We start from the raw sequence: 18,443 nt of genomic DNA, 5'->3' as shown, positions 1-18,443 counted from the left end.
ATTTGTTTTTGTGATGCCCGCTATTTTGCTCTCAGGCTATATTTCTCCCGTTGAGAATATGCCCATTTGGTTGCAAGAAATTACCTTGATCAATCCAATCCGCCATTTCACTGAAATCACCAAACAGATTTACTTAAAAGATGCTGATTTTAGTGTTATTTGGCCGAGCCTATGGCCACTGCTCGTGATATCAGTCATTACCAGTACCTTTGCTTACTACCTCTTTCGGCAGAAAACAGCGTAGCAATTACCTATTAGTCACGATTATATTTTTTACTAAACAATAAAAAACCCTTGTCTGTTTGACCATGACAAGGGTTGATATTCTTTAAAAGCTATTGTGTATCTTAAATACACAATTTATACATGATTAACGGCGGTCGCCGAAAATACGTAGCAGCATTAAGAACAGGTTGATAAAGTCCAGATACAGGTTTAATGCACCTAGGATAGCGAGTTTACGCATGCTTTCTTTATCTTCCACGTCAATTTGTGCACCCATCTCTTTCAGTTTCTGAGTATCATATGCGGTCAGGCCTGCAAAAATCAGAACACCTGCATAGGTGATCACCCAGTATAATGCTGAGCTTTTCATGAAAATATTGACAATAGAAGCGATAATTAGGCCAATAAGCGCCATAAACAGGAAGTTACCGATACCACTTAGGCTACGCTTTGTGGTGTAACCATAAACACTTAGTGCACCAAACATTGCCGCCGTGATAAAAAATGTTCCTGCTACCGATTCCATTGTATAAGCAGCTAAAACCACAGAAATTGTTAGCCCTGTAAGTACTGAGTAGAGCATAAACATGCCCGTTGCCATCATACCACTCATTCTTGGCAGTAAAAATGACAAACCAAGTACAAGTCCAAACTCAACAATGATTAAACCAAAAAACAGAACATTATTAGTCGCTATGGTATAAAATAAGCCACTATTCAGTGTGGACCAAGCAACAAAAGCAGTCAGTAACAGACCAACAGTCATCCAGCCATAAACCTGTGACATAAATGTCTGAATGCCGGCACTGCTGCGCTGGACAAGTGAATCATTACGTTGATCGAATCGATCCATGATGGTTACCCTTCATACATTAGTAAGAAACGACCACAGCAACGTGCCGTAGCCAGACAAATTCCTACAAAGTTTATCATAAATTATTGACAATACCATTCAACAAACTTAAAACCATTGATTAGAATTTATGCCATGCCGCTGCTGACGGGCGTCTAAATACGCTAAAAATTATTTTAAATATAAATGAAATTTACTGATCACCAACGGTTTGCAGAAGCTTCATCGCTCTCTTTTGCCTCGACCCAACGTTCATTATCAGGCAATGTCTCTTTCTTCCAAAATGGTGCTTTGGTTTTTAAATAGTCCATAATAAATTCAGCCGCTTGAAAAGCAGCGCCACGATGAGCACTGGTCACACCCACAAAAACAATCTCTTCGCCCGGCTGTAAAGTACCTACTCGGTGGATCACACTAACTCGCTGTAGTGCCCAGCGTTGACGCGCTTCGACCACAATAGCGGCCAGCGCTTTCTCCGTCATTCCGGGATAATGTTCTAACGTTAATGCTGCAACGCTATCGCCTAAATTATGATTTCGGACTTTGCCTGTAAACGTTACGACCGCGCCATCGCTATCACATTCAGCAAGCCATTGATATTGCTCGCCTACACTAAAATTTTCTGTTTGTACCGCAATATGCGTATTTTCCATCTTAGCCCCCGGTCACCGGTGGGAAAAAGGCCACTTCGTCGCCATCTTCCAATGGATGATCTGTTGCTACAAAAGATTGGTTAACTGCCGCTAACAACTTGCCATCTTCTAAAGCTAAAGCCCACCGGTCACCACGTTGTGCCAATGCTTGACGCAATGCTTCAACATTTGAGTAATGTTCTGATAATTCGAGACGAGCTGTTCCCACCAATTCACGTACTTGAGCAAAAAAAAGTACCGTAATCATGCGTCCACCTTAAAATGACCAGATTTGCCACCTGTTTTTTCTAATAAGCGAACAGGCCCAATTACCATATCTTTTTGCACCGCTTTACACATATCATAAATGGTTAAAGCAGCTACTGAAGCGGCAGTTAATGCTTCCATTTCAACCCCTGTTTTTCCTGTCAATCGACAGCAGGACTCAATACGGACTTGGTTTTGCTCCGGCAATGCTTGCAACGTCACTTCAACTTTTGTTAGCAGCAACGGATGACATAACGGGATCAGCTCCCATGTTTTTTTCGCTGCTTGAATACCAGCAATACGTGCGGTCGCAAATACATCGCCTTTATGATGGCTCCCCTCAACAATCATCGCTAAGGTCTCTTTATTCATCGTGACAAATGCTTCGGCTCTCGCTTCACGGACTGTTTCAGCTTTTGCAGAAACATCCACCATATGCGCTTCACCCGACGCATTAATATGAGTCAGTTGGGACATATTTTCTCCTGAAAAATCAAAAATTCATTAACCGCCAATAACGGATAAATTCGGGGTGATGCCACTGTCGCCCATATGTAAAAAGTGCGTCTCTCGCTTAAATTGTAGACCACTTTGGATACGTGCTTTTAATGCTTCGTTTTGATTATCGTCACTTAACAAGTCACGTAGTGGGATACCATTTTCACCGAATAGACACAGATGAAGATTCCCCAAAGAAGAAACGCGTAGTCGGTTACAACTTTGGCAGAAATCTTTTTCATAAGGCATGATAAGACCAATTTCCCCTTGGTAATCAGGGTGGCTAAAGACTTGGGCGGGGCCATCGCTACGAGAGCGTGGCACACTGTACCACCCCTCTTCAATAAGACGGTCGCGGATCGTTTCTCCCGAAATATGGAAACGATTAAAAAGGTCACTCCCTTCCCCCGTTTCCATTAATTCGATAAAGCGGAGTTGGATTGGACGATGTTTGATCCAATTTAAAAAGGATTTTAAAGCAATATCATTGACGTTTTTCATCAATACTGCGTTGACTTTGACCTTGTCGAATCCCGCTTCAAAGGCAGCATCAATACCTTGCATCACTTGATAAAACTTGTCTTGCCCAGTAATTGCCGCAAATTGACGCGGGTCTAGGCTATCAACACTGATATTAATCGCTCCGAGTCCCGCCTCTTTCCATTTTTGTACATCACGAGCCATACGATAACCATTTGTCGTCACCGCAATTTTTTTGATCGCTTGATTTTCATGGATAGCGGCAATGATATCGGTAAAATCTTTACGCATGGTCGGCTCGCCGCCTGTGATGCGTACCTTTTCTGTGCCCAATTCTGCGAAAGCACGGCTAATGCGCTGAATTTCACTCAGTGAAAGGAATTCGTGACGACCACGTGGTTTATAACCATCGGGAAGGCAGTATGTGCAACGAAAGTTGCAAACATCTGTAATAGATAAACGGAGATAATAAAATTTCCGAGCAAATTGATCGACAAGCTGCTGCATAATGACACCTTTCCAAATACGGGAGATGCAGACATTTCTATCTTGCACCCTGGTGGCTCAGAGGCCACGGCCAAAGCATCATATTCGTTATCGCGAACTTAGACACAAAGGCTAGGAGTGATATTTATCAACAAGCCCACAAAGCCAGCATAGGTTAACAATCAAATTGCTCACTTTGTTCACTTAGTTTATGTGGGGATTTTAGCGTAAAAGAAAGGAAAAAGCGAATTTGAATTTCGATATATAATATATTATACAACGACTTAGGGTTTAGTTATGCGTTTGTTAATTCAGTATAAATTTAATGTTCTAATTTGTATTATGTCATCAATTAAACCCAATATTAAGCGCATGTACAAAAAACATCCAGCCCCTATTTTTAATCGTTAATTAAGAGCAATCTTAGATTAGGTTTGCCCCAAATTTTGATCTTTTTTGGATAGTAAAAAACAGCCCTATGAGATAATTGCTGTTTAAACTGCCATCATTTTCAATTTTTATCTGTCAATGATGACGGTAAATGACCCCCAAACGGTGTTTTATGATAAATTAGCGCCGTTTTGTGATAGACGTGATAATCGCGTTTTAAATTGCATTTAACTGGCAATAACACTGTATAATAGCCTTGGCGCTGAAAAAATAACTGATATAGGAACACTATGCCGAATAGTAGTTTGACTGATTTTAGGCATGTTGTCGCCCTTGGCGGCGGACATGGGCTTGGTCGCGTAATGTCTTCGCTTTCCTCTTTAGGCTCTCGATTAACTGGAATTGTCACCACGACGGATAATGGTGGTTCTACTGGTCGTATTCGTCGAGCGGAAGGTGGGATTGCTTGGGGAGATATGCGCAACTGCCTCAATCAATTAATTACTGAGCCATCAATCGCATCGGCGATGTTTGAATACCGTTTTAGTGGCAACGGCGAACTTTCAGGCCATAATTTAGGTAATCTGATGCTAAAGTCATTAGATCACCTCAGTGTACGCCCTCTTGATGCCATTAATTTGATCCGCAATATGCTCAAAGTGGATGCCAAACTCATTCCTATGTCAGAATCTCCCGTCGACTTAATGGCGATTGATGAGATGGGTAATGAAGTGTATGGCGAGGTCAATGTTGATGCTCTGATTGAATTACCGAAAGAGTTACGACTCTACCCAACCGTAAAAGCCACAGCAGAAGCGATTGAAGCAATTCATCAAGCGGATTTAATTTTAATTGGTCCGGGTAGTTTCTTCACCAGCCTGATGCCACTGCTACTGTTGGAAGATATCACGGATGCTTTGCGCGAATGTAAAGCCCCGATGATCTATATCGGTAACCTAGGTAAAGAGCTAAGTACATCCGCAGCTAGCCTCACGTTACAAGAAAAGTTAACCATGATGGAGCAGCATATCGGCTGCAAAAAAATTGATGCCGTGATTGTTGGCCCTAGAACGAATATCGCGCCTATTCGCCATGAGCGGTTAGTCACCCAACGGGTGTTAGAGGCCGATGATATTCCTTATCGTCATGACCGTAAGCTACTCTTGCAAGCTATCGAAGAAACCGTGCGTTTGTTTTAAACCACCACGGGATATCACCACCAATCACGCCAAAGGTTAACAGCAAAAACTCACAGAGCCGTTAACCTTTGTAGCATCATGAATTAGCAATAAAACGCTCCCTTAGCTCTTGCAATTGATCCCTTACATTTGCCGCCGCTTCAAACTCTAAATCCTGAGCGTGTTTATACATCTGCGCTTCAAGTTGCGAAATACGTTGCTCCAACTCTTTTGTTGATAATAATTGGATATCTTCACGTTTATCGATTTTGGCACTCTCTTTATTGCGACCTTTCGATTTGCCACCCACTTTGTGACCAATTTGCAAGATATCGCCAATTTTTTTGTTCAGGCCTTGCGGCACAATACCGTGTTGCTCATTAAAGGCTATCTGCTTAGCACGGCGGCGTTCCGTTTCTTTGATGGCCTTTTCCATTGAATTGGTGATTCTATCGCCATATAAAATTGCTTTACCATTAAGGTTACGCGCCGCACGACCAATTGTCTGAATGAGTGAACGTTCAGAGCGTAAAAAGCCTTCTTTATCGGCATCGAGAATAGCCACCAATGACACTTCTGGCATATCGAGCCCCTCTCTCAGCAAGTTGATCCCCACCAGCACATCAAACTCACCTAAACGTAGGTCACGAATGATTTCAACCCGTTCTACCGTATCAATATCAGAGTGTAAGTAACGAACCCGTTCACCATGCTCTTCAAGGTATTCCGTTAAATCTTCTGCCATTCGTTTTGTTAACGTTGTCACCAACACACGCTCGTTTTTCTGCGAACGAATACGAATTTCAGAAAGCAAATCATCAACTTGAGTGGCAACAGGCCGCACTTCAATCACAGGATCTAGCAAGCCTGTTGGTCGCACAACCTGCTCTATCACCTCTGAACCTGATTTTTCTATTTCATAATTACCCGGCGTCGCGGAAACATAGATAGTTTGTGGCGCAAGCGCCTCAAACTCTTCAAAACGTAATGGTCGATTATCAAGCGCAGACGGTAAACGGAATCCATACTCTACCAGTGTTTCTTTACGAGAGCGGTCACCTTTATACATCGCTCCGATCTGCGGGATAGTAACGTGCGACTCATCCACCACCAATAAACCATCAGCAGGTAGGTAATCAAACAGCGTCGGTGGCGGCTCTCCTGGCGCGCGACCAGACAAATAACGTGAATAGTTCTCAATACCTGAGCAATAACCCAGCTCATTCATCATTTCGAGATCAAATTGAGTACGTTGGGTGATACGTTGTTCTTCTAGCAATTTATTATTTTCGAGGAGCACCTTACGCCTATCCGCCAGTTCAACCTTAATTTGTTCCATCGCTTCTAAGATCCGCTCTCTCGGCGTCACATAGTGGGTTTTCGGATAAACTGTAAAGCGAGGAACACGATGCTGAATTTGCCCCGTTAATGGGTCGAACAAAGACAATCGTTCCACTTCTTCATCAAATAATTCGACACGTAACGCATATTCATCTGATTCTGCAGGGAAAATATCAATCACCTCGCCCCGTACGCGGAACGTACCTCGGGTAAAAGCTTGGTCGTTACGTGTATATTGCAGATCGGCTAAGCGCCGCAAAATAGCCCGCTGATCGATAATCATCCCATCGGTCAAATGCAGCATCATTTTTAAATAGCTATCAGGATCACCAAGACCATAAATAGCCGAAACAGAAGCCACAACTATCACATCACGCCGTTCAAGTAGTGCTTTTGTCGCTGACAGACGCATTTGCTCAATATGCTCGTTAACAGACGCATCTTTTTCGATAAAGGTATCTGAACTAGGCACATAGGCTTCTGGCTGATAATAATCATAATAAGAGACAAAGTATTCAACGGCATTGTCAGGGAAGAAGGCTTTCATTTCACTGTACAATTGTGCTGCCAACGTCTTATTGTGTGCCATTAACATGGTTGGGCGATTTTCTTTGGCGATGACATTGGCAATCGTAAAGGTTTTACCTGAACCTGTTACCCCGAGTAAGGTTTGATGAGCAAGTCCATCTTCTAACCCTTCAGAAAGCTGACGAATTGCCTCGGGTTGATCCCCACCAGGCTGAAAATCAGAATACAATTTAAATACTTTACTCATTACCCACGCCTCTTAACCGATCTCCCCCCTATGATACTGGATAAAAAACCAGCTTCAAGTGCTGAGTTTAAAAATTCTCCAGCAATTTTTTATTGTGGTTAAAACAAGGTTATCCCCAAAAATTTTTCTTGACCTAAAGTGATTTATATATTTTATGCTGATGCGACTTCTAGTCTTATCTCAAATAACAACCCATGTCTTGATTTTATTTAACTTATTGTATTTTAAAATTATTATTTATAAGTCTGAAATCACATCAAATAAAGGCAAAGCCGCTTGTCACCTTGGATTCGGTTGTTTTTTTAGATCTAATTCACAAGGTTATCCACAGAAATAGTGGATAACTCTGCAATCCCTTTCAGATAGTGCGTTTCCGTTCCACTCTAAAAACCACATAGCGCATATACATGACAAAAAAATGGCAATTCAGTGAAAATATTTTTACTCAGAATTTATCATAAAAACAGTATTTACTCTTTTTTAACGGATCCGAGTTGACAAAAATGACGGATTAACGATCCAAAATAGTCTTTTACACAGAATAAACAGGAACATAAAAAATTATCTAGTAAGATCCACTAGATAGGCACACTTATCCGATCATAAATAACCAAACATTACACTCAATGTACCATGACTACGCCATCGTCCTTATCATTCGGTGTTAAAGGATATTTTTGCTGTTTAACAACGCTCAAGTTATAGCATCTACTTCAGGATATAAGATTATTGAATGCGCTCAGCTAGCCGAGTCTGATAGTTATCGATACTCCCTACCTATCTCCGTTTATTACCTACCTGAATATTGAATTATTTAGAATATAAAAATTTAATATAGGGGCTTTACACACAAGCCCCTAATTAAGCCAAGTCGCCATGAAAAATGGGAAGGATGGCGTGAACTTGATGAATCAAGACATGTCATTTTATCGCTTGATAATTCAACGGAAGAGATAGGCGCTGGGCTACGTTTAGCGTTGAGCCGTTGTACAACAAAAGAGTTTTCGTTCAATACACCAGAGAGCGTGTTTATATTGAAAAACAAGCTCTCTGATAAAATAGACAATTAACCACTAAAAAATTAAATCGCTGTCACATCAACATACTGCCCTACATCGGCAAATTGTTCGGCATCTTGATGAGGAATGATACCAAGGCAAGGCGCATTGATCGAACGGTGCAATGTCTCTATATATTCGGCCTGATAGGTTCCTGCCGGTTCGACTTCATTCGCCACCCACCCCACCAATTTTAGCCCTGCTTGGTTAATCGCTTGTGCGGTTAATAAGGCATGATTAATACAACCCAGTTTGATGCCAACCACCATAATCACTGGCAATTGTTGCTCAACCACCCAATCAGCATAACTTTGTTGTGCTGATAATGGCGTATACCAGCCGCCAGCACCTTCAACCAACACCCACTGCGCTTTTGACTGCAAATGTTTTAATCCGTTTGTCATCACTGAAAAATCAATTGGCAGCCCAACTTTTTCGCTAATAATATGTGGAGATGTTGGCGCTTCGAATACAATTGGATTCACTTCTTGGTAAGTTAACGGCAATGTGCTGTTTGTTTGTAAAAAAAGTGCATCACTGTTACGTAGCCCTTGTGCTGTTTGTTCGCTGCCTGAAGCAACCGGTTTATACCCCGCGGTTTGATAACCCAATTGTTTAGCCGCTTGCAGTAATGCGCAACTGACTACTGTTTTACCGACCTCAGTATCAGTGCCGGTCACAAAATAAGTTTTAGTCACGATAAATTATTCCAAATACAGTTTGATAAGTGAGCTCAAGACCGTTTGCTGACGTGGGATAAGCGCTCTCAAGTAGATGTAATCGCTGCCTTGTCATCAATCCACCACGCCGTCCTGCGGTGAGATGGGTCGCGCCAATGCCTTTCAATGAATTCAATAATCGAGCTAAATCCGGAAAATGTAGTGTATCGGTCTGAAGCAGCAATTGATGCTGCCATGGTTGGCAACTCGCGCTTATCTGTTCAAAACTTAAAAATTCATTCACATGCGAATAGCCATCTAACCTAGCCCAAGCTTGCGATAGCTCCGATAGAGAGCCTTTAGCAAGCGTGGTAAATACAATCACCCCACCATTTTTAGTCACTCGATGTAGTTCAGTCAGGGCCAGTGATAAGTCAGAGCACCATTGGATAGCCAAATTAGAAAAAACCACATTAAAAGTTTGATCGGCAAAAGGCAGTGCTTCCATATCCGCACAGATATACTGTTCAGCCGCATTTTTTTGACGTGCAACCTCCAACATGCCGGACGATAAATCTAATGCGGTCACTTCAGCCCCTTGTGCTTTAATTATTTGGCTGAAAAAACCAGTGCCACAGCCAACATCAATCACTTTTTTAGCCGGTAAATTGACCCGTGCTGAAGCTAATAAATCCAGCAGTTGATGACCACTATTTTGTTGATAATAAGCTATCGAATCATAGCGTTTTGCTGCTTTACCAAAAGCCGAAGCGATTTTTTGTTTTTCATCACTTAATGGTAAAACCATTTAACGCCTCCAACAGTTGATCGATATCTTGTTGGTGATGAGCTGCACTCAAGGTAATGCGTAGCCGTGCACTGTCTGGTGGGACAGTCGGTGGACGTATCGCTTGTACCCATAGCCCTTTTTGTCGTAAATAATCAGAAAGCTGTAAGCTCACCTCATTATCACCCACAATGACGGGTTGAATTGCCATCTGTGAATCAGCTAATTGCAGATCACTAAATTGACTATTTTTTCTGAAATATTCAATATGTTGATTAAGCCGTTCCCTTGCATCATCGGCTGTACGGATCTGCTGTAACGCTGCTGATAGCGCAACTGCCTGAGCTGGTGGCATTGAGGTACTATAAATAAGGTGGCGAGCCGCTTGAATAAAGTAATCTGCGGTTGCTTCATCACACAGAACGGCAGCGCCACTCAAACCAAATGCTTTACCGAAGGTGACAATCAGTAATTCAGGTTTAATACCATGCACATCACAACTACCACGCCCTTCTCGCCCTCTCACGCCAATACCATGGGCATCATCGACCATTAACCAAGCGTGATGTTGTTCCGCGAGCTGTTTTAATTCCGCTAAAGGCGCACTGTCACCATCCATGCTAAACACCCCTTCACTAATCACGAGTGTTTTTGCATCTAAAGTGCTGGTGAGCAATTTTTGTAATGATGCAGGGCTATTGTGAGCAAATCGCCGTAAATTAGCTTTTGAAAGCATTGATGCCTCTAAAATCGAAGCATGACTAAGTTTATCGGCTAAAATGCGATCCCCTTGCCCCATTAAAGCGGTGATCACCGCTTGATTCGCCGCAAAACCTGAAATAAATAATAGTGCCCTTGGATATCCCAACCATGCAGATAGCGCGTTTTCCAAATCATAATGGGCGCGAGTAAAACCAGTAATGTGCCCTGAACCGCCACTGCCGGTGCCATATAATGCAGCGCCTTGCCGCCAAGCCTCGACGACCTTGGGGTGATGGCTTAACCCTAAGTAATCATTTCCTGAAAAATTCAGGTAATTTTCCCCGTTAATTCGCAACTCACGACCTGTGCTGTAATCAATACAGGTTCTTTTACGCCAAGCCGCATTTTGTTTACGCTGCTCGAGTTGCGCTTGAATAAATGTTTGCCAACTCATTAGACAGCCGCGTTATAGAACTGTGAATTATCGGCTGTCAAAATAGACTCCGCTAATTGTGCCGCTTGTTGATTATCCCCTTCGCTCACTTCAATACGCTCTGGGTTAATATTCAATTTTTTAAACAAGGAGATATCTTTATTTTCATTAGGATTAGGAGCGGTTAACAGCTTACAACCATAAAATACGGAATTAGCGCCTGCCATAAAACAGAGTGCTTGGGTTTGCTCGTTCATATATTCGCGACCCGCCGATAAACGGACGTAAGAGGTCGGCATCATAATACGTGCTACTGCAATAGTTCGAATGAAATCAAAAGGATCGACATCTTCATTATCCGCCATCGGGGTGCCTTCCATTTTCATCAGCATATTGATCGGTACACTTTCTGGCGGTTTAGGTAAATTCGCAAGTTGAACCAACAGCGCTGCTCGATCGCTAATTTTTTCCCCTAAACCAAGAATCCCTCCAGAGCACACTTTGATACCCGCATTCCGCACATTATCCAATGTGTCTAAGCGGTCTTGATAAGTTCTGGTGGTAATGATGTTGCCATAGTATTCAGGGGAGGTATCAAGATTATGGTTGTAGTAATCAAGCCCCGCTTCGGCAAGGCGATGAGCTTGGCTATCGTCAATCATTCCCAGTGTCATGCAGGTTTCCATGCCTAGCGATTTCACCTCTCGCACCATCATTTCGAGATAAGGCATATCGCGCTCACGAGGATTACGCCAAGCGGCTCCCATACAAAAACGCGTTGAGCCTGCTTGCTTCGCTTTTTTTGCAGATTCAAGAACTTGCTGAACTTCCATTAAACGTTCAGTTTCTAATCCGGTTTTATAACGAGCACTTTGTGCACAATATTTGCAATCTTCTGGACATGCCCCTGTTTTGATTGAAAGCAAAGTGCTGACCTGTACTTGCTGTGGGTCAAAATGCTGTCGATGAACTTGCTGAGCTTGGAACAAAAGCTCAAAGAAAGGCATAGAGAACAATTCATTAGCCTGTTTAGTTGTCCACTTTTTTAATTCGCTCACGGCAGATCTCCATCATAAAAAGTCGTTGCCAGTTTAAATATTGTGGTTATCATGTCAACCAAATTCATTTAAATAAGTTGACAACAAAATAAAATGGACAGTTCTGATATTGCATTCGATGCCAAGCATATCTGGCATCCCTACACCTCGATGAGCCACCCGATCCCCGCCTATCCCATCGTTGAGGCTAAAGGCGCAGAGTTGATTATGGCTGATGGAAAAACACTTGTTGATGGAATGTCTTCTTGGTGGGCAGCGATCCACGGCTACAATCATCCCGTTCTCAATCAAGCTGCTACTGAGCAGCTACAAAAAATGTCTCATGTCATGTTTGGTGGCATCACTCACCCTTCCGCAGTGAATTTGTGCCGTCAACTCGTTGAGATCACTCCAGCGCCTTTAGAGTGTATTTTTCTTGCCGATTCAGGATCGGTGGCTGTGGAAGTGTCACTAAAGATGGCACTCCAGTATTGGCAGGCCAGAGGGGAAAAGCGCCAACGTATTTTAACTTTACGCCATGGTTATCATGGGGATACTTTTGGTGCGATGGCAGTATGTGATCCTGATAATTCAATGCATGGCCTATACAAAGGTTATCTACCTCCTCATATTTTTGTTGAGGCTCCACAATGTGGTTTTCATGATGAATGGAACAGTGATGATTTATTACCAATTAAGCAGGAACTTGCAGCAAAACATCGCGAAATTGCAGCAATTATACTCGAACCTATCGTACAAGGTGCGGGTGGAATGCGTATTTATCACCCCGAGTACCTAAAAGGCGTTCGTGAGCTTTGTGATCACTATGGCATATTACTGATAGCCGATGAAATCGCGACAGGATTTGGGCGCACAGGCCAATTATTTGCTTGTGACCATGCGGCTATTTCACCGGATATTATGTGCTTAGGCAAAGCCCTCACGGGGGGATATATGACACTATCAGCCACCTTAACAACGCGTCATGTTGCCGAAACGATTAGTAATGGCGAAGCGGGCTGTTTCATGCATGGGCCAACCTTTATGGGGAACCCATTAGCGTGCGCCGTCGCCAACGCAAGCCTAAAATTATTGCTTGAAAGCCCATGGCAGCATACTGTCGCCAAGATTGAGCAGCAGCTCTTAGCTGAATTAGCACCTTTGTCCTCCCACGCAAGCGTCAAGCAGGTGCGCGTTTTAGGGGCGATTGGCGTGATTGAGATGCAGCAGCCAGTCAATACCGCTGAATTACAAAAAAAGTTTGTTGAACAAGGGGTTTGGGTAAGGCCATTTGGTCGGCTGATTTATGTTATGCCACCTTACATTATTTCACCGGAACAACTGAGTAAAGTGACAAGTGCAATGAGAAACGTGATTGAGGGGTAAAGATCCCCTCAGTGCTTTGAGGAGATCTTAGTTTAGCAATTAACGCGCTAATACCGTCACCCACATTGGGCCTTTGCCCACTGGGTAGCGACCAATTTGGGTGAGTTTACCTGTAATCGGGTCAATTTCTGAAACAGAAATACTGTCAGATTTTTGCCCGCTAGAAATCAAGAAGCGCCCTGTTGCATCAAGGTTAAAGCCCCTAGGCTGAGCTTCTGTTGGATAAATCCCTTCTAGGGTCAACTCGCGGCCATCATCAGATACTCGGAAATGGCTAATATAGCTATCTGAACGCTCACTCGCATACAGATGACGTCCATCAGGCGTGATATGAATATCTGCCGCCCAACGTTGGCTTTCACGACCTTCCGGGTATACGTTAATATGCTGAACTTGGCGATAGCGAGTAAATTTATGGTAAACGTTAATGGTTGAATCCAACTCATTAACACAATAAATAACTTTGTGCTGTGGATGGAATGCAAGGTGGCGAGGGCCTGCGCCTTTTGCTGAACTGATTTGATCAGCAGAAGCTTCGGTTAAATGACCATCGTCATGCAGATCAAATAAGCGAATATGATCTTCCCCCAAACACGGCACCCATAATTGTTGATTGTCAGCATCAACATGTGAAGAGTGTGGGTTTCGTAGCCCTTCGATCACTTGGATCGCGGTTTGTGGTACACCTTCTTGGTTGATAGGTAAGACAGCCAAATTATGTTGATGGTATGACGGCACAAACAAATACTTACCAGTGTTATCTAATGATAAATGTACCGGTGTACTTGGAATTGCCGTCTCAGCTTTTAGTCTGAGAGTGCCCTTATCTTCAATTTGATAAGTGATTACTCGAAAATTGGGTCGGACACCAATATAAAGGTGCTTTTTATCATGGCTTAATACCATTGGCTGTACTTGGCCTGGTGTTGTCACCGTCTGTAATAACGTCAGTTCACCGGCTTCGTTCATAGACCAAACGTGGATCTGATGGCTTTCGGGGCTAGCAATATAGACAACCTGATTCATCCTGTCTCCTTATGATTCATGATAAAAATATCTTCTTCCATTATGACGGTTAATCTCAGGATAGACTAGCGAATAACAAGCAATCCCCCTCTTTTCAATACATCGCGCCACTAAATTATCTCAAAATGATTAAAACAACAGATTACCAATAACCTGACTCGATTCATTCTGCGCCACTTTAGTTAATCTGCAATATCCGCTAAGATGATAAAATTATTTTAGCACTGGATTATTATCAGGCTAACAGATCCCTTTCTGTTTAGCTGACAACGACAAAAACCATCATATGGCCACTCATTAAGGCATATGTAACCTCAAATCACGTGGAGCCGTTTATGTCATACCGCGTTATTGCGCTCGATCTTGATGGAACACTGCTTGATCCTCAAAAGAAAATTTTGCCCGAATCGCTTGCTGCATTAAATGAAGCACGTCGCCAAGGCGTTAAAGTGTTGATTGTGACAGGGCGCCATCATGTTGCCATTCATCCTTTCTACCAAGAGCTTAACCTTGATACCCCTGCAATTTGCTGCAATGGTACTTATCTTTATGATTATTTAGGTAAAAAAGTTCTTTCTTCAGACCCTATGACACTCGAATCAGCAACACAAATGATTGAAAGGCTGCGTGGCACCGATATTCAACATTTAATGTATGTTGATGATGCCATGCTATACAACGCACCGACAGAAGGGATCAAAAGGACGCTAAGTTGGGCAGAAACCCTGCCAGTGGCTCAACGTCCTAATATTCAGTTTGTCGAAAACTATGCTGATGTCTTACATGATTATCAATCTATTTGGAAATTTGCCGTCAGTTCAGAAAATATCGATCAGCTCAAAGAGGTTGTTCGCGGTATTGAAGATGATTTTGGCTTGGAATGTGAATGGTCATGGGCTGATCAAGTCGACGTCGGCCGCAAAGGAAACAGCAAAGGCCAACGACTAAAACAGTGGGTTGAATCACAGGGTATGACCATGAATGATGTGGTTGCTTTTGGTGATAACTTTAACGATTTAAGCATGTTAACAACGGCTGGACTAGGTGTTGCTATGGGCCAAGCGGTCGATGAAATCAAACAACAAGCAAAACTGGTTACACGTGATAACACCCAACCGGGTATCGCTGAAGTGATCCATAAATACGTATTGTAATTTTATCTATTAGGGGGCCAATAATAAGCCCCCTAATTAACTCATTTTGCCACTTTATGCTGTTCACTCAAGCGGCATGACTTTAGATATCAGCTAACGTACTGTTATGATGTGTAATGGCGGCTTAATGAAACACTTTTAACCTGTGCATAAACTCGACGACCTTTGCGAATAGACAATTCGTCACGCGCCCAACGTGTGATACGCGCCCATAAATAATGCTGTTCGCCTAAATCAAGCTTCACATCCACCTGCTCGCCATCTTCAATCCATTCAACCACTTCTGCTGATAAAATATTACGGATACTGCTGACCTGTGGCTTTTCTAATACTAAAGACACATCAGAGGCATCAATGCGTAAACGCAACTGCCCGCCTCTTTCTGTATCAATACGCGGGATCCATAATTTTTGACTGCCCACAATCACCGCAGTCATCTCATAGTCAGGGTGGTGACCATGACATATCACATTTAACACGCTACTTAATGTCTCTTGTTGGAGCCAAGGACGCAATGCACTGCTTGCCCACACCTCCTCTAATGCTCCAAAAGCTTTAACTTTACCTTGTGCCATCACAATCACTTTATCGGCAAGGCGTAAAATCTCATCTAAGCTATGGCTGACATATAAAATAGGGATTTTGACATCTTGAGACAGTTTTTCTAAATACGGTAGTAGCTCACGTTTACGCGGTAAATCAAGAGAAGCTAATGGCTCATCCATCAATAAAATTTCAGGTGCGGTTAACAGTGCGCGGCCAATAGCGACACGCTGTTTTTCCCCACCTGATAATGTAATAGGAAAACGATTTAGAAGTTTTTCAATGCCTAACAACGTCACAATTTCATCGAAGCGCCCTTTCATTTCGGGAGCCATACCATAACGTAAATTATTCTTGACTCGATAATGGGGAAATAGCCGTGCATCTTGGAAGACATAGCCAATATGGCGCTTTTCGGGCGGCAAGCAGATGCCTTTTTCGATATCGACCAGCGTCCGTCCATTGAGCACAATGCGCCCTCGATTAGGCTTGGTTAGCCCCCCTATCACATTAATTAATGAGGTCTTCCCTGCTCCAGATAACCCAAATATGGCAGTAATGCTCTCTGTCGGTAGCGAGGTATTCACTTCAAGCGCTAACTCACCAAGCTGCTGTGAAAAATCCAGCTCTAACATATCAGGCTACCCCCAATCGCTTTTTGCCCCAACGGGTCAGCCATTCTGAAACTAATAGTGAAATTAATGCCAAGATAATAGCAATCACACACAAGCGGGCTGCATCCACTTCCGCCCCCGGTGTTTCAATTAAGGTATACATCGCAAGTGGGATGGTTTGTGTTTCTCCGGGAATATTCGATACAAAGGTGATAGTCGCCCCAAACTCCCCTAATGAGCGTGCAAATGCTAATACCGTTCCCACAATAATACCGGGCAGTGATAATGGGATAGTTATCGTAAAAAAGACACGTAATGGCGTCGCGCCTAATGTTCGAGCCGCTTGCTCAAGTTTACGATCAACGGCTTCGAGCGCTAAACGGATCGCCCGCACCATCAATGGAAAAGCCACCACGGCGGAGGCCAATGCGGCACCGCGCCAGCTAAACGTAAAGCTAAACCCAAACCAGCTATACAGCCATTCCCCAATAAAACCGCGGCGTCCCATACTGATCAATAATAAATACCCCACTACCACTGGCGGTAACACCAATGGTAGATGGATAATACTATCCAGCAGTGTTTTGCCGGGGAAATGACAACGCACCAATACCCATGCAACCAAAATACCTAGTGGCAAACTAAACATGACTGCCACACTTGAAACTTTTAAGCTCAGGTAGATGGCTTCCCATTCATAAGCACTTAACATCTGCAATACTAAAATCCCTTAACGTGGGGTGAAACCGTAACGTTTGAATACTTCTGAAGCGGCTGGCGTTTTCAAATATTCATAAAAGTCACGAGTTGCTTGATTATCTTGGTCTTTCACAATAGCCATTGGATATTCAACGGGTTTGTGCGAGTCTGCTGGAAAAATACCAACGACTTTGACTTTTTGGCTAGCAACGGCATCGGAGCCATACACTATCCCTAAAGGCGCTTCATCGCGTTCAACCAAGGCCATACCACTACGCACATTATTGGTACGTGCTAATAACGGATTGACCGTATCCCATGCCCCTAAATAGCTCAATGCTTCTTTCGCATAAATCCCAACAGGAACATGCTCCGGATCGCCTACCGCCAGACGGCCGCCATCAAGCAGCTTTTTCCAATCCGTTTGTTTCTTGATCTCCACCTTTTCAATTTTGGAATCTTTGGGTGCGATCAATACCAACTCATTACCTAATAAAGTGTAGCGCGTGTTTTCAACCATCAAATGCTTATCAATAGCATAATTCATCCATTGCTGATCGGCAGAAATAAATAGATTTGCAGGCGCTCCTTGCTCAATTTGACGAGCAAGTGTCGATGATGATGCATATGATGAGACAACTTCTACTTTGTTTTCTTTCTGATATTGTTCAGAAATTTCATTCATCGCATTTGTCAAAGAGGCGGCAGCAAAAACAGTTATTTTCTCTGCTGCAACCGTATGGCTTGCCATAGAAAGTGTTATCGTGACACCCGCCAACAACGTGATCAAATTTTTTTTCATTTCAGTCCACCCTAATATTAGTTATCACGCTATATATAACAGGATATAACGATAACTTAAAGTCATCGCGTGCAGAAAAGTGTGCTAGCGCAATGAATTGCATCAAAACTTATACCAGAAGCAGAAAAGTGAGGGGAGACTTGCTTTAAAAGCGTATCAACCAAAGACAAATAGATAGAGTTGCCTGTTTCTCAGTATACCACTAAAAAACAGGCGAACTTAAATAGGGAGGAGGGTTATTCCTTCTCTGTATGATGGTGCGGAACGTGAGCTTTAGATAGCAGATTAAAGAAAGCCCCGAGGCCGTAAATTAGCCCCATAATCAAAAACATCACAACGGGAACCATCAACAGGGCAAAGCCCATGCTTTTTAAAATTTCTAACATTAAAGCCTCTTCAGTGATACTGTGCCCACCAG

19 protein-coding genes, 1 pseudogene and 1 riboswitch are annotated in these 18,443 nt (G+C 43.0%); of the genes and pseudogenes, 5 read left to right on the top strand and 15 right to left on the bottom strand.

Annotated features, from left to right (window positions below):
* Positions 1-244 (top strand): ABC transporter permease (locus tag PSE69_RS12330; protein ID WP_272675244.1); only part of this gene is annotated, 244 nt, incomplete at its 5' end.
* A 126-nt stretch (positions 245-370) separates the two neighbouring features.
* Here PSE69_RS12330 and PSE69_RS12325 read toward each other — a convergent pair.
* From PSE69_RS12325 to moaA, 5 genes are all read right to left on the bottom strand, one after another.
* The gene (locus PSE69_RS12325; protein WP_004917846.1) at positions 371-1,078 is read right to left on the bottom strand and encodes a Bax inhibitor-1/YccA family protein; all 708 of its coding nucleotides are present in this window, start codon (positions 1,076-1,078) and stop codon (positions 371-373) included.
* Positions 1,079-1,278: 200 nt separating this feature from the next.
* Positions 1,279-1,731, bottom strand: coding sequence for a molybdopterin synthase catalytic subunit MoaE (gene moaE / locus PSE69_RS12320; protein WP_004917845.1), 453 nt, complete (start codon positions 1,729-1,731; stop codon positions 1,279-1,281).
* 1 nt (position 1,732) lies between these two features.
* On the bottom strand, positions 1,733-1,978 hold the full coding sequence (moaD, locus tag PSE69_RS12315) for a molybdopterin synthase sulfur carrier subunit (protein ID WP_004917843.1): 246 nt from the start codon (positions 1,976-1,978) through the stop codon (positions 1,733-1,735).
* The gene (moaC, locus tag PSE69_RS12310) at positions 1,975-2,454 is read right to left on the bottom strand and encodes a cyclic pyranopterin monophosphate synthase MoaC (protein WP_004917841.1); all 480 of its coding nucleotides are present in this window, start codon (positions 2,452-2,454) and stop codon (positions 1,975-1,977) included. Before moaC ends, moaD begins: the two co-directional genes overlap by 4 nt.
* 27 nt (positions 2,455-2,481) lie before the next feature.
* On the bottom strand, positions 2,482-3,462 hold the full coding sequence (gene moaA, locus PSE69_RS12305; RefSeq protein WP_121874858.1) for a GTP 3',8-cyclase MoaA: 981 nt from the start codon (positions 3,460-3,462) through the stop codon (positions 2,482-2,484).
* A riboswitch (molybdenum cofactor riboswitch) is annotated at positions 3,452-3,592 on the bottom strand. Its footprint overlaps the gene before it by 11 nt.
* A gap of 529 nt (positions 3,593-4,121) precedes the next feature.
* Between moaA and yvcK the strand changes: the two genes are divergently transcribed.
* Positions 4,122-5,030, top strand: a complete 909-nt coding sequence (gene yvcK, locus PSE69_RS12300; RefSeq protein ID WP_004917836.1) for a uridine diphosphate-N-acetylglucosamine-binding protein YvcK — start codon at positions 4,122-4,124, stop codon at positions 5,028-5,030.
* A 76-nt stretch (positions 5,031-5,106) separates the two neighbouring features.
* On the opposite strand, the gene uvrB is transcribed toward yvcK, so the two are convergent.
* On the bottom strand, positions 5,107-7,125 hold the full coding sequence (gene uvrB / locus PSE69_RS12295; protein WP_004917833.1) for an excinuclease ABC subunit UvrB: 2,019 nt from the start codon (positions 7,123-7,125) through the stop codon (positions 5,107-5,109).
* An 860-nt stretch (positions 7,126-7,985) separates the two neighbouring features.
* On the opposite strand from uvrB, the pseudogene PSE69_RS19895 reads away from it, so the two are divergent.
* Positions 7,986-8,114: pseudogene (locus PSE69_RS19895) on the top strand (contact-dependent growth inhibition system immunity protein); the annotation flags it as partial.
* Between the two features lie 92 nt (positions 8,115-8,206).
* Here the strand turns inward: PSE69_RS19895 and bioD are convergent.
* From bioD to bioB, 4 genes are read right to left on the bottom strand one after another with little or no spacing between them, the layout of a single operon-like run.
* Positions 8,207-8,881, bottom strand: a complete 675-nt coding sequence (gene bioD / locus PSE69_RS12285) for a dethiobiotin synthase (RefSeq protein WP_036943531.1) — start codon at positions 8,879-8,881, stop codon at positions 8,207-8,209.
* A complete protein-coding gene (gene bioC / locus PSE69_RS12280) occupies positions 8,874-9,650 on the bottom strand; it encodes a malonyl-ACP O-methyltransferase BioC (protein ID WP_071881678.1) in 777 nt (258 codons plus the stop codon). Before bioC ends, bioD begins: the two co-directional genes overlap by 8 nt.
* Entirely contained in the window at positions 9,631-10,785 is a 1,155-nt protein-coding gene (bioF, locus tag PSE69_RS12275; protein WP_121874859.1) for an 8-amino-7-oxononanoate synthase, read from the bottom strand. Before bioF ends, bioC begins: the two co-directional genes overlap by 20 nt.
* Entirely contained in the window at positions 10,785-11,822 is a 1,038-nt protein-coding gene (gene bioB / locus PSE69_RS12270; RefSeq protein WP_121874860.1) for a biotin synthase BioB, read from the bottom strand. The genes bioF and bioB overlap by 1 nt, the downstream gene beginning before the upstream one ends.
* A 93-nt stretch (positions 11,823-11,915) precedes the next feature.
* Between bioB and bioA the strand changes: the two genes are divergently transcribed.
* On the top strand, positions 11,916-13,187 hold the full coding sequence (bioA, locus tag PSE69_RS12265; protein WP_040132924.1) for an adenosylmethionine--8-amino-7-oxononanoate transaminase: 1,272 nt from the start codon (positions 11,916-11,918) through the stop codon (positions 13,185-13,187).
* A 39-nt stretch (positions 13,188-13,226) separates the two neighbouring features.
* Here bioA and pgl read toward each other — a convergent pair whose 3' ends face one another.
* Positions 13,227-14,213, bottom strand: coding sequence for a 6-phosphogluconolactonase (pgl, locus tag PSE69_RS12260; RefSeq protein ID WP_004917821.1), 987 nt, complete (start codon positions 14,211-14,213; stop codon positions 13,227-13,229).
* 335 nt (positions 14,214-14,548) lie between these two features.
* Here pgl and PSE69_RS12255 point away from each other — a divergent pair, with 335 nt between their 5' ends.
* The gene (locus PSE69_RS12255) at positions 14,549-15,367 is read left to right on the top strand and encodes a pyridoxal phosphatase (protein WP_004917819.1); all 819 of its coding nucleotides are present in this window, start codon (positions 14,549-14,551) and stop codon (positions 15,365-15,367) included.
* A 104-nt stretch (positions 15,368-15,471) separates the two neighbouring features.
* On the opposite strand, the gene modC is transcribed toward PSE69_RS12255, so the two are convergent.
* The 4 genes from modC to PSE69_RS12235 all read right to left on the bottom strand — a co-directional run bounded on the left by modC (position 15,472) and on the right by PSE69_RS12235 (position 18,411).
* Positions 15,472-16,545: a molybdenum ABC transporter ATP-binding protein ModC gene (gene modC / locus PSE69_RS12250; protein WP_004917817.1), complete on the bottom strand. Its 1,074-nt coding sequence runs from the start codon at positions 16,543-16,545 to the stop codon at positions 15,472-15,474.
* A 1-nt stretch (position 16,546) separates the two neighbouring features.
* Positions 16,547-17,236: a molybdate ABC transporter permease subunit gene (gene modB, locus PSE69_RS12245; RefSeq protein WP_004917815.1), complete on the bottom strand. Its 690-nt coding sequence runs from the start codon at positions 17,234-17,236 to the stop codon at positions 16,547-16,549.
* An 18-nt stretch (positions 17,237-17,254) separates the two neighbouring features.
* Positions 17,255-18,025 (bottom strand): molybdate ABC transporter substrate-binding protein, encoded by a 771-nt coding sequence (gene modA / locus PSE69_RS12240; protein WP_121874861.1) that lies wholly within the window; start codon positions 18,023-18,025, stop codon positions 17,255-17,257.
* A gap of 236 nt (positions 18,026-18,261) precedes the next feature.
* Complete coding sequence (locus PSE69_RS12235) at positions 18,262-18,411, bottom strand: AcrZ family multidrug efflux pump-associated protein (RefSeq protein ID WP_014657766.1); 150 nt, start codon at positions 18,409-18,411, stop codon at positions 18,262-18,264.
* Between the last annotated feature and the right edge of the window lie 32 nt (positions 18,412-18,443).

It is taken from the genome of Providencia sp. PROV122 (assembly GCF_028482365.1).
In the GTDB taxonomy this organism is placed as follows: domain Bacteria; phylum Pseudomonadota; class Gammaproteobacteria; order Enterobacterales; family Enterobacteriaceae; genus Providencia; species Providencia stuartii.
This window is presented reverse-complemented; position numbering and strand designations above follow the sequence as displayed.

Coding starts and splice junctions, on each gene's coding strand:
- PSE69_RS12325 (WP_004917846.1), bottom strand. CDS start 1,078: ATGGATCGATTCGATCAACGTAATGATTCACTTGTCCAGCGCAGCAGT.
- moaE (WP_004917845.1), bottom strand. CDS start 1,731: ATGGAAAATACGCATATTGCGGTACAAACAGAAAATTTTAGTGTAGGC.
- moaD (WP_004917843.1), bottom strand. CDS start 1,978: ATGATTACGGTACTTTTTTTTGCTCAAGTACGTGAATTGGTGGGAACA.
- moaC (WP_004917841.1), bottom strand. CDS start 2,454: ATGTCCCAACTGACTCATATTAATGCGTCGGGTGAAGCGCATATGGTG.
- moaA (WP_121874858.1), bottom strand. CDS start 3,462: ATGCAGCAGCTTGTCGATCAATTTGCTCGGAAATTTTATTATCTCCGT.
- yvcK (WP_004917836.1), top strand. CDS start 4,122: ATGCCGAATAGTAGTTTGACTGATTTTAGGCATGTTGTCGCCCTTGGC.
- uvrB (WP_004917833.1), bottom strand. CDS start 7,125: ATGAGTAAAGTATTTAAATTGTATTCTGATTTTCAGCCTGGTGGGGAT.
- bioC (WP_071881678.1), bottom strand. CDS start 9,650: ATGGTTTTACCATTAAGTGATGAAAAACAAAAAATCGCTTCGGCTTTT.
- bioF (WP_121874859.1), bottom strand. CDS start 10,785: ATGAGTTGGCAAACATTTATTCAAGCGCAACTCGAGCAGCGTAAACAA.
- bioA (WP_040132924.1), top strand. CDS start 11,916: ATGGACAGTTCTGATATTGCATTCGATGCCAAGCATATCTGGCATCCC.
- pgl (WP_004917821.1), bottom strand. CDS start 14,213: ATGAATCAGGTTGTCTATATTGCTAGCCCCGAAAGCCATCAGATCCAC.
- PSE69_RS12255 (WP_004917819.1), top strand. CDS start 14,549: ATGTCATACCGCGTTATTGCGCTCGATCTTGATGGAACACTGCTTGAT.
- modC (WP_004917817.1), bottom strand. CDS start 16,545: ATGTTAGAGCTGGATTTTTCACAGCAGCTTGGTGAGTTAGCGCTTGAA.
- modB (WP_004917815.1), bottom strand. CDS start 17,236: ATGTTAAGTGCTTATGAATGGGAAGCCATCTACCTGAGCTTAAAAGTT.
- modA (WP_121874861.1), bottom strand. CDS start 18,025: ATGAAAAAAAATTTGATCACGTTGTTGGCGGGTGTCACGATAACACTT.
- PSE69_RS12235 (WP_014657766.1), bottom strand. CDS start 18,411: ATGTTAGAAATTTTAAAAAGCATGGGCTTTGCCCTGTTGATGGTTCCC.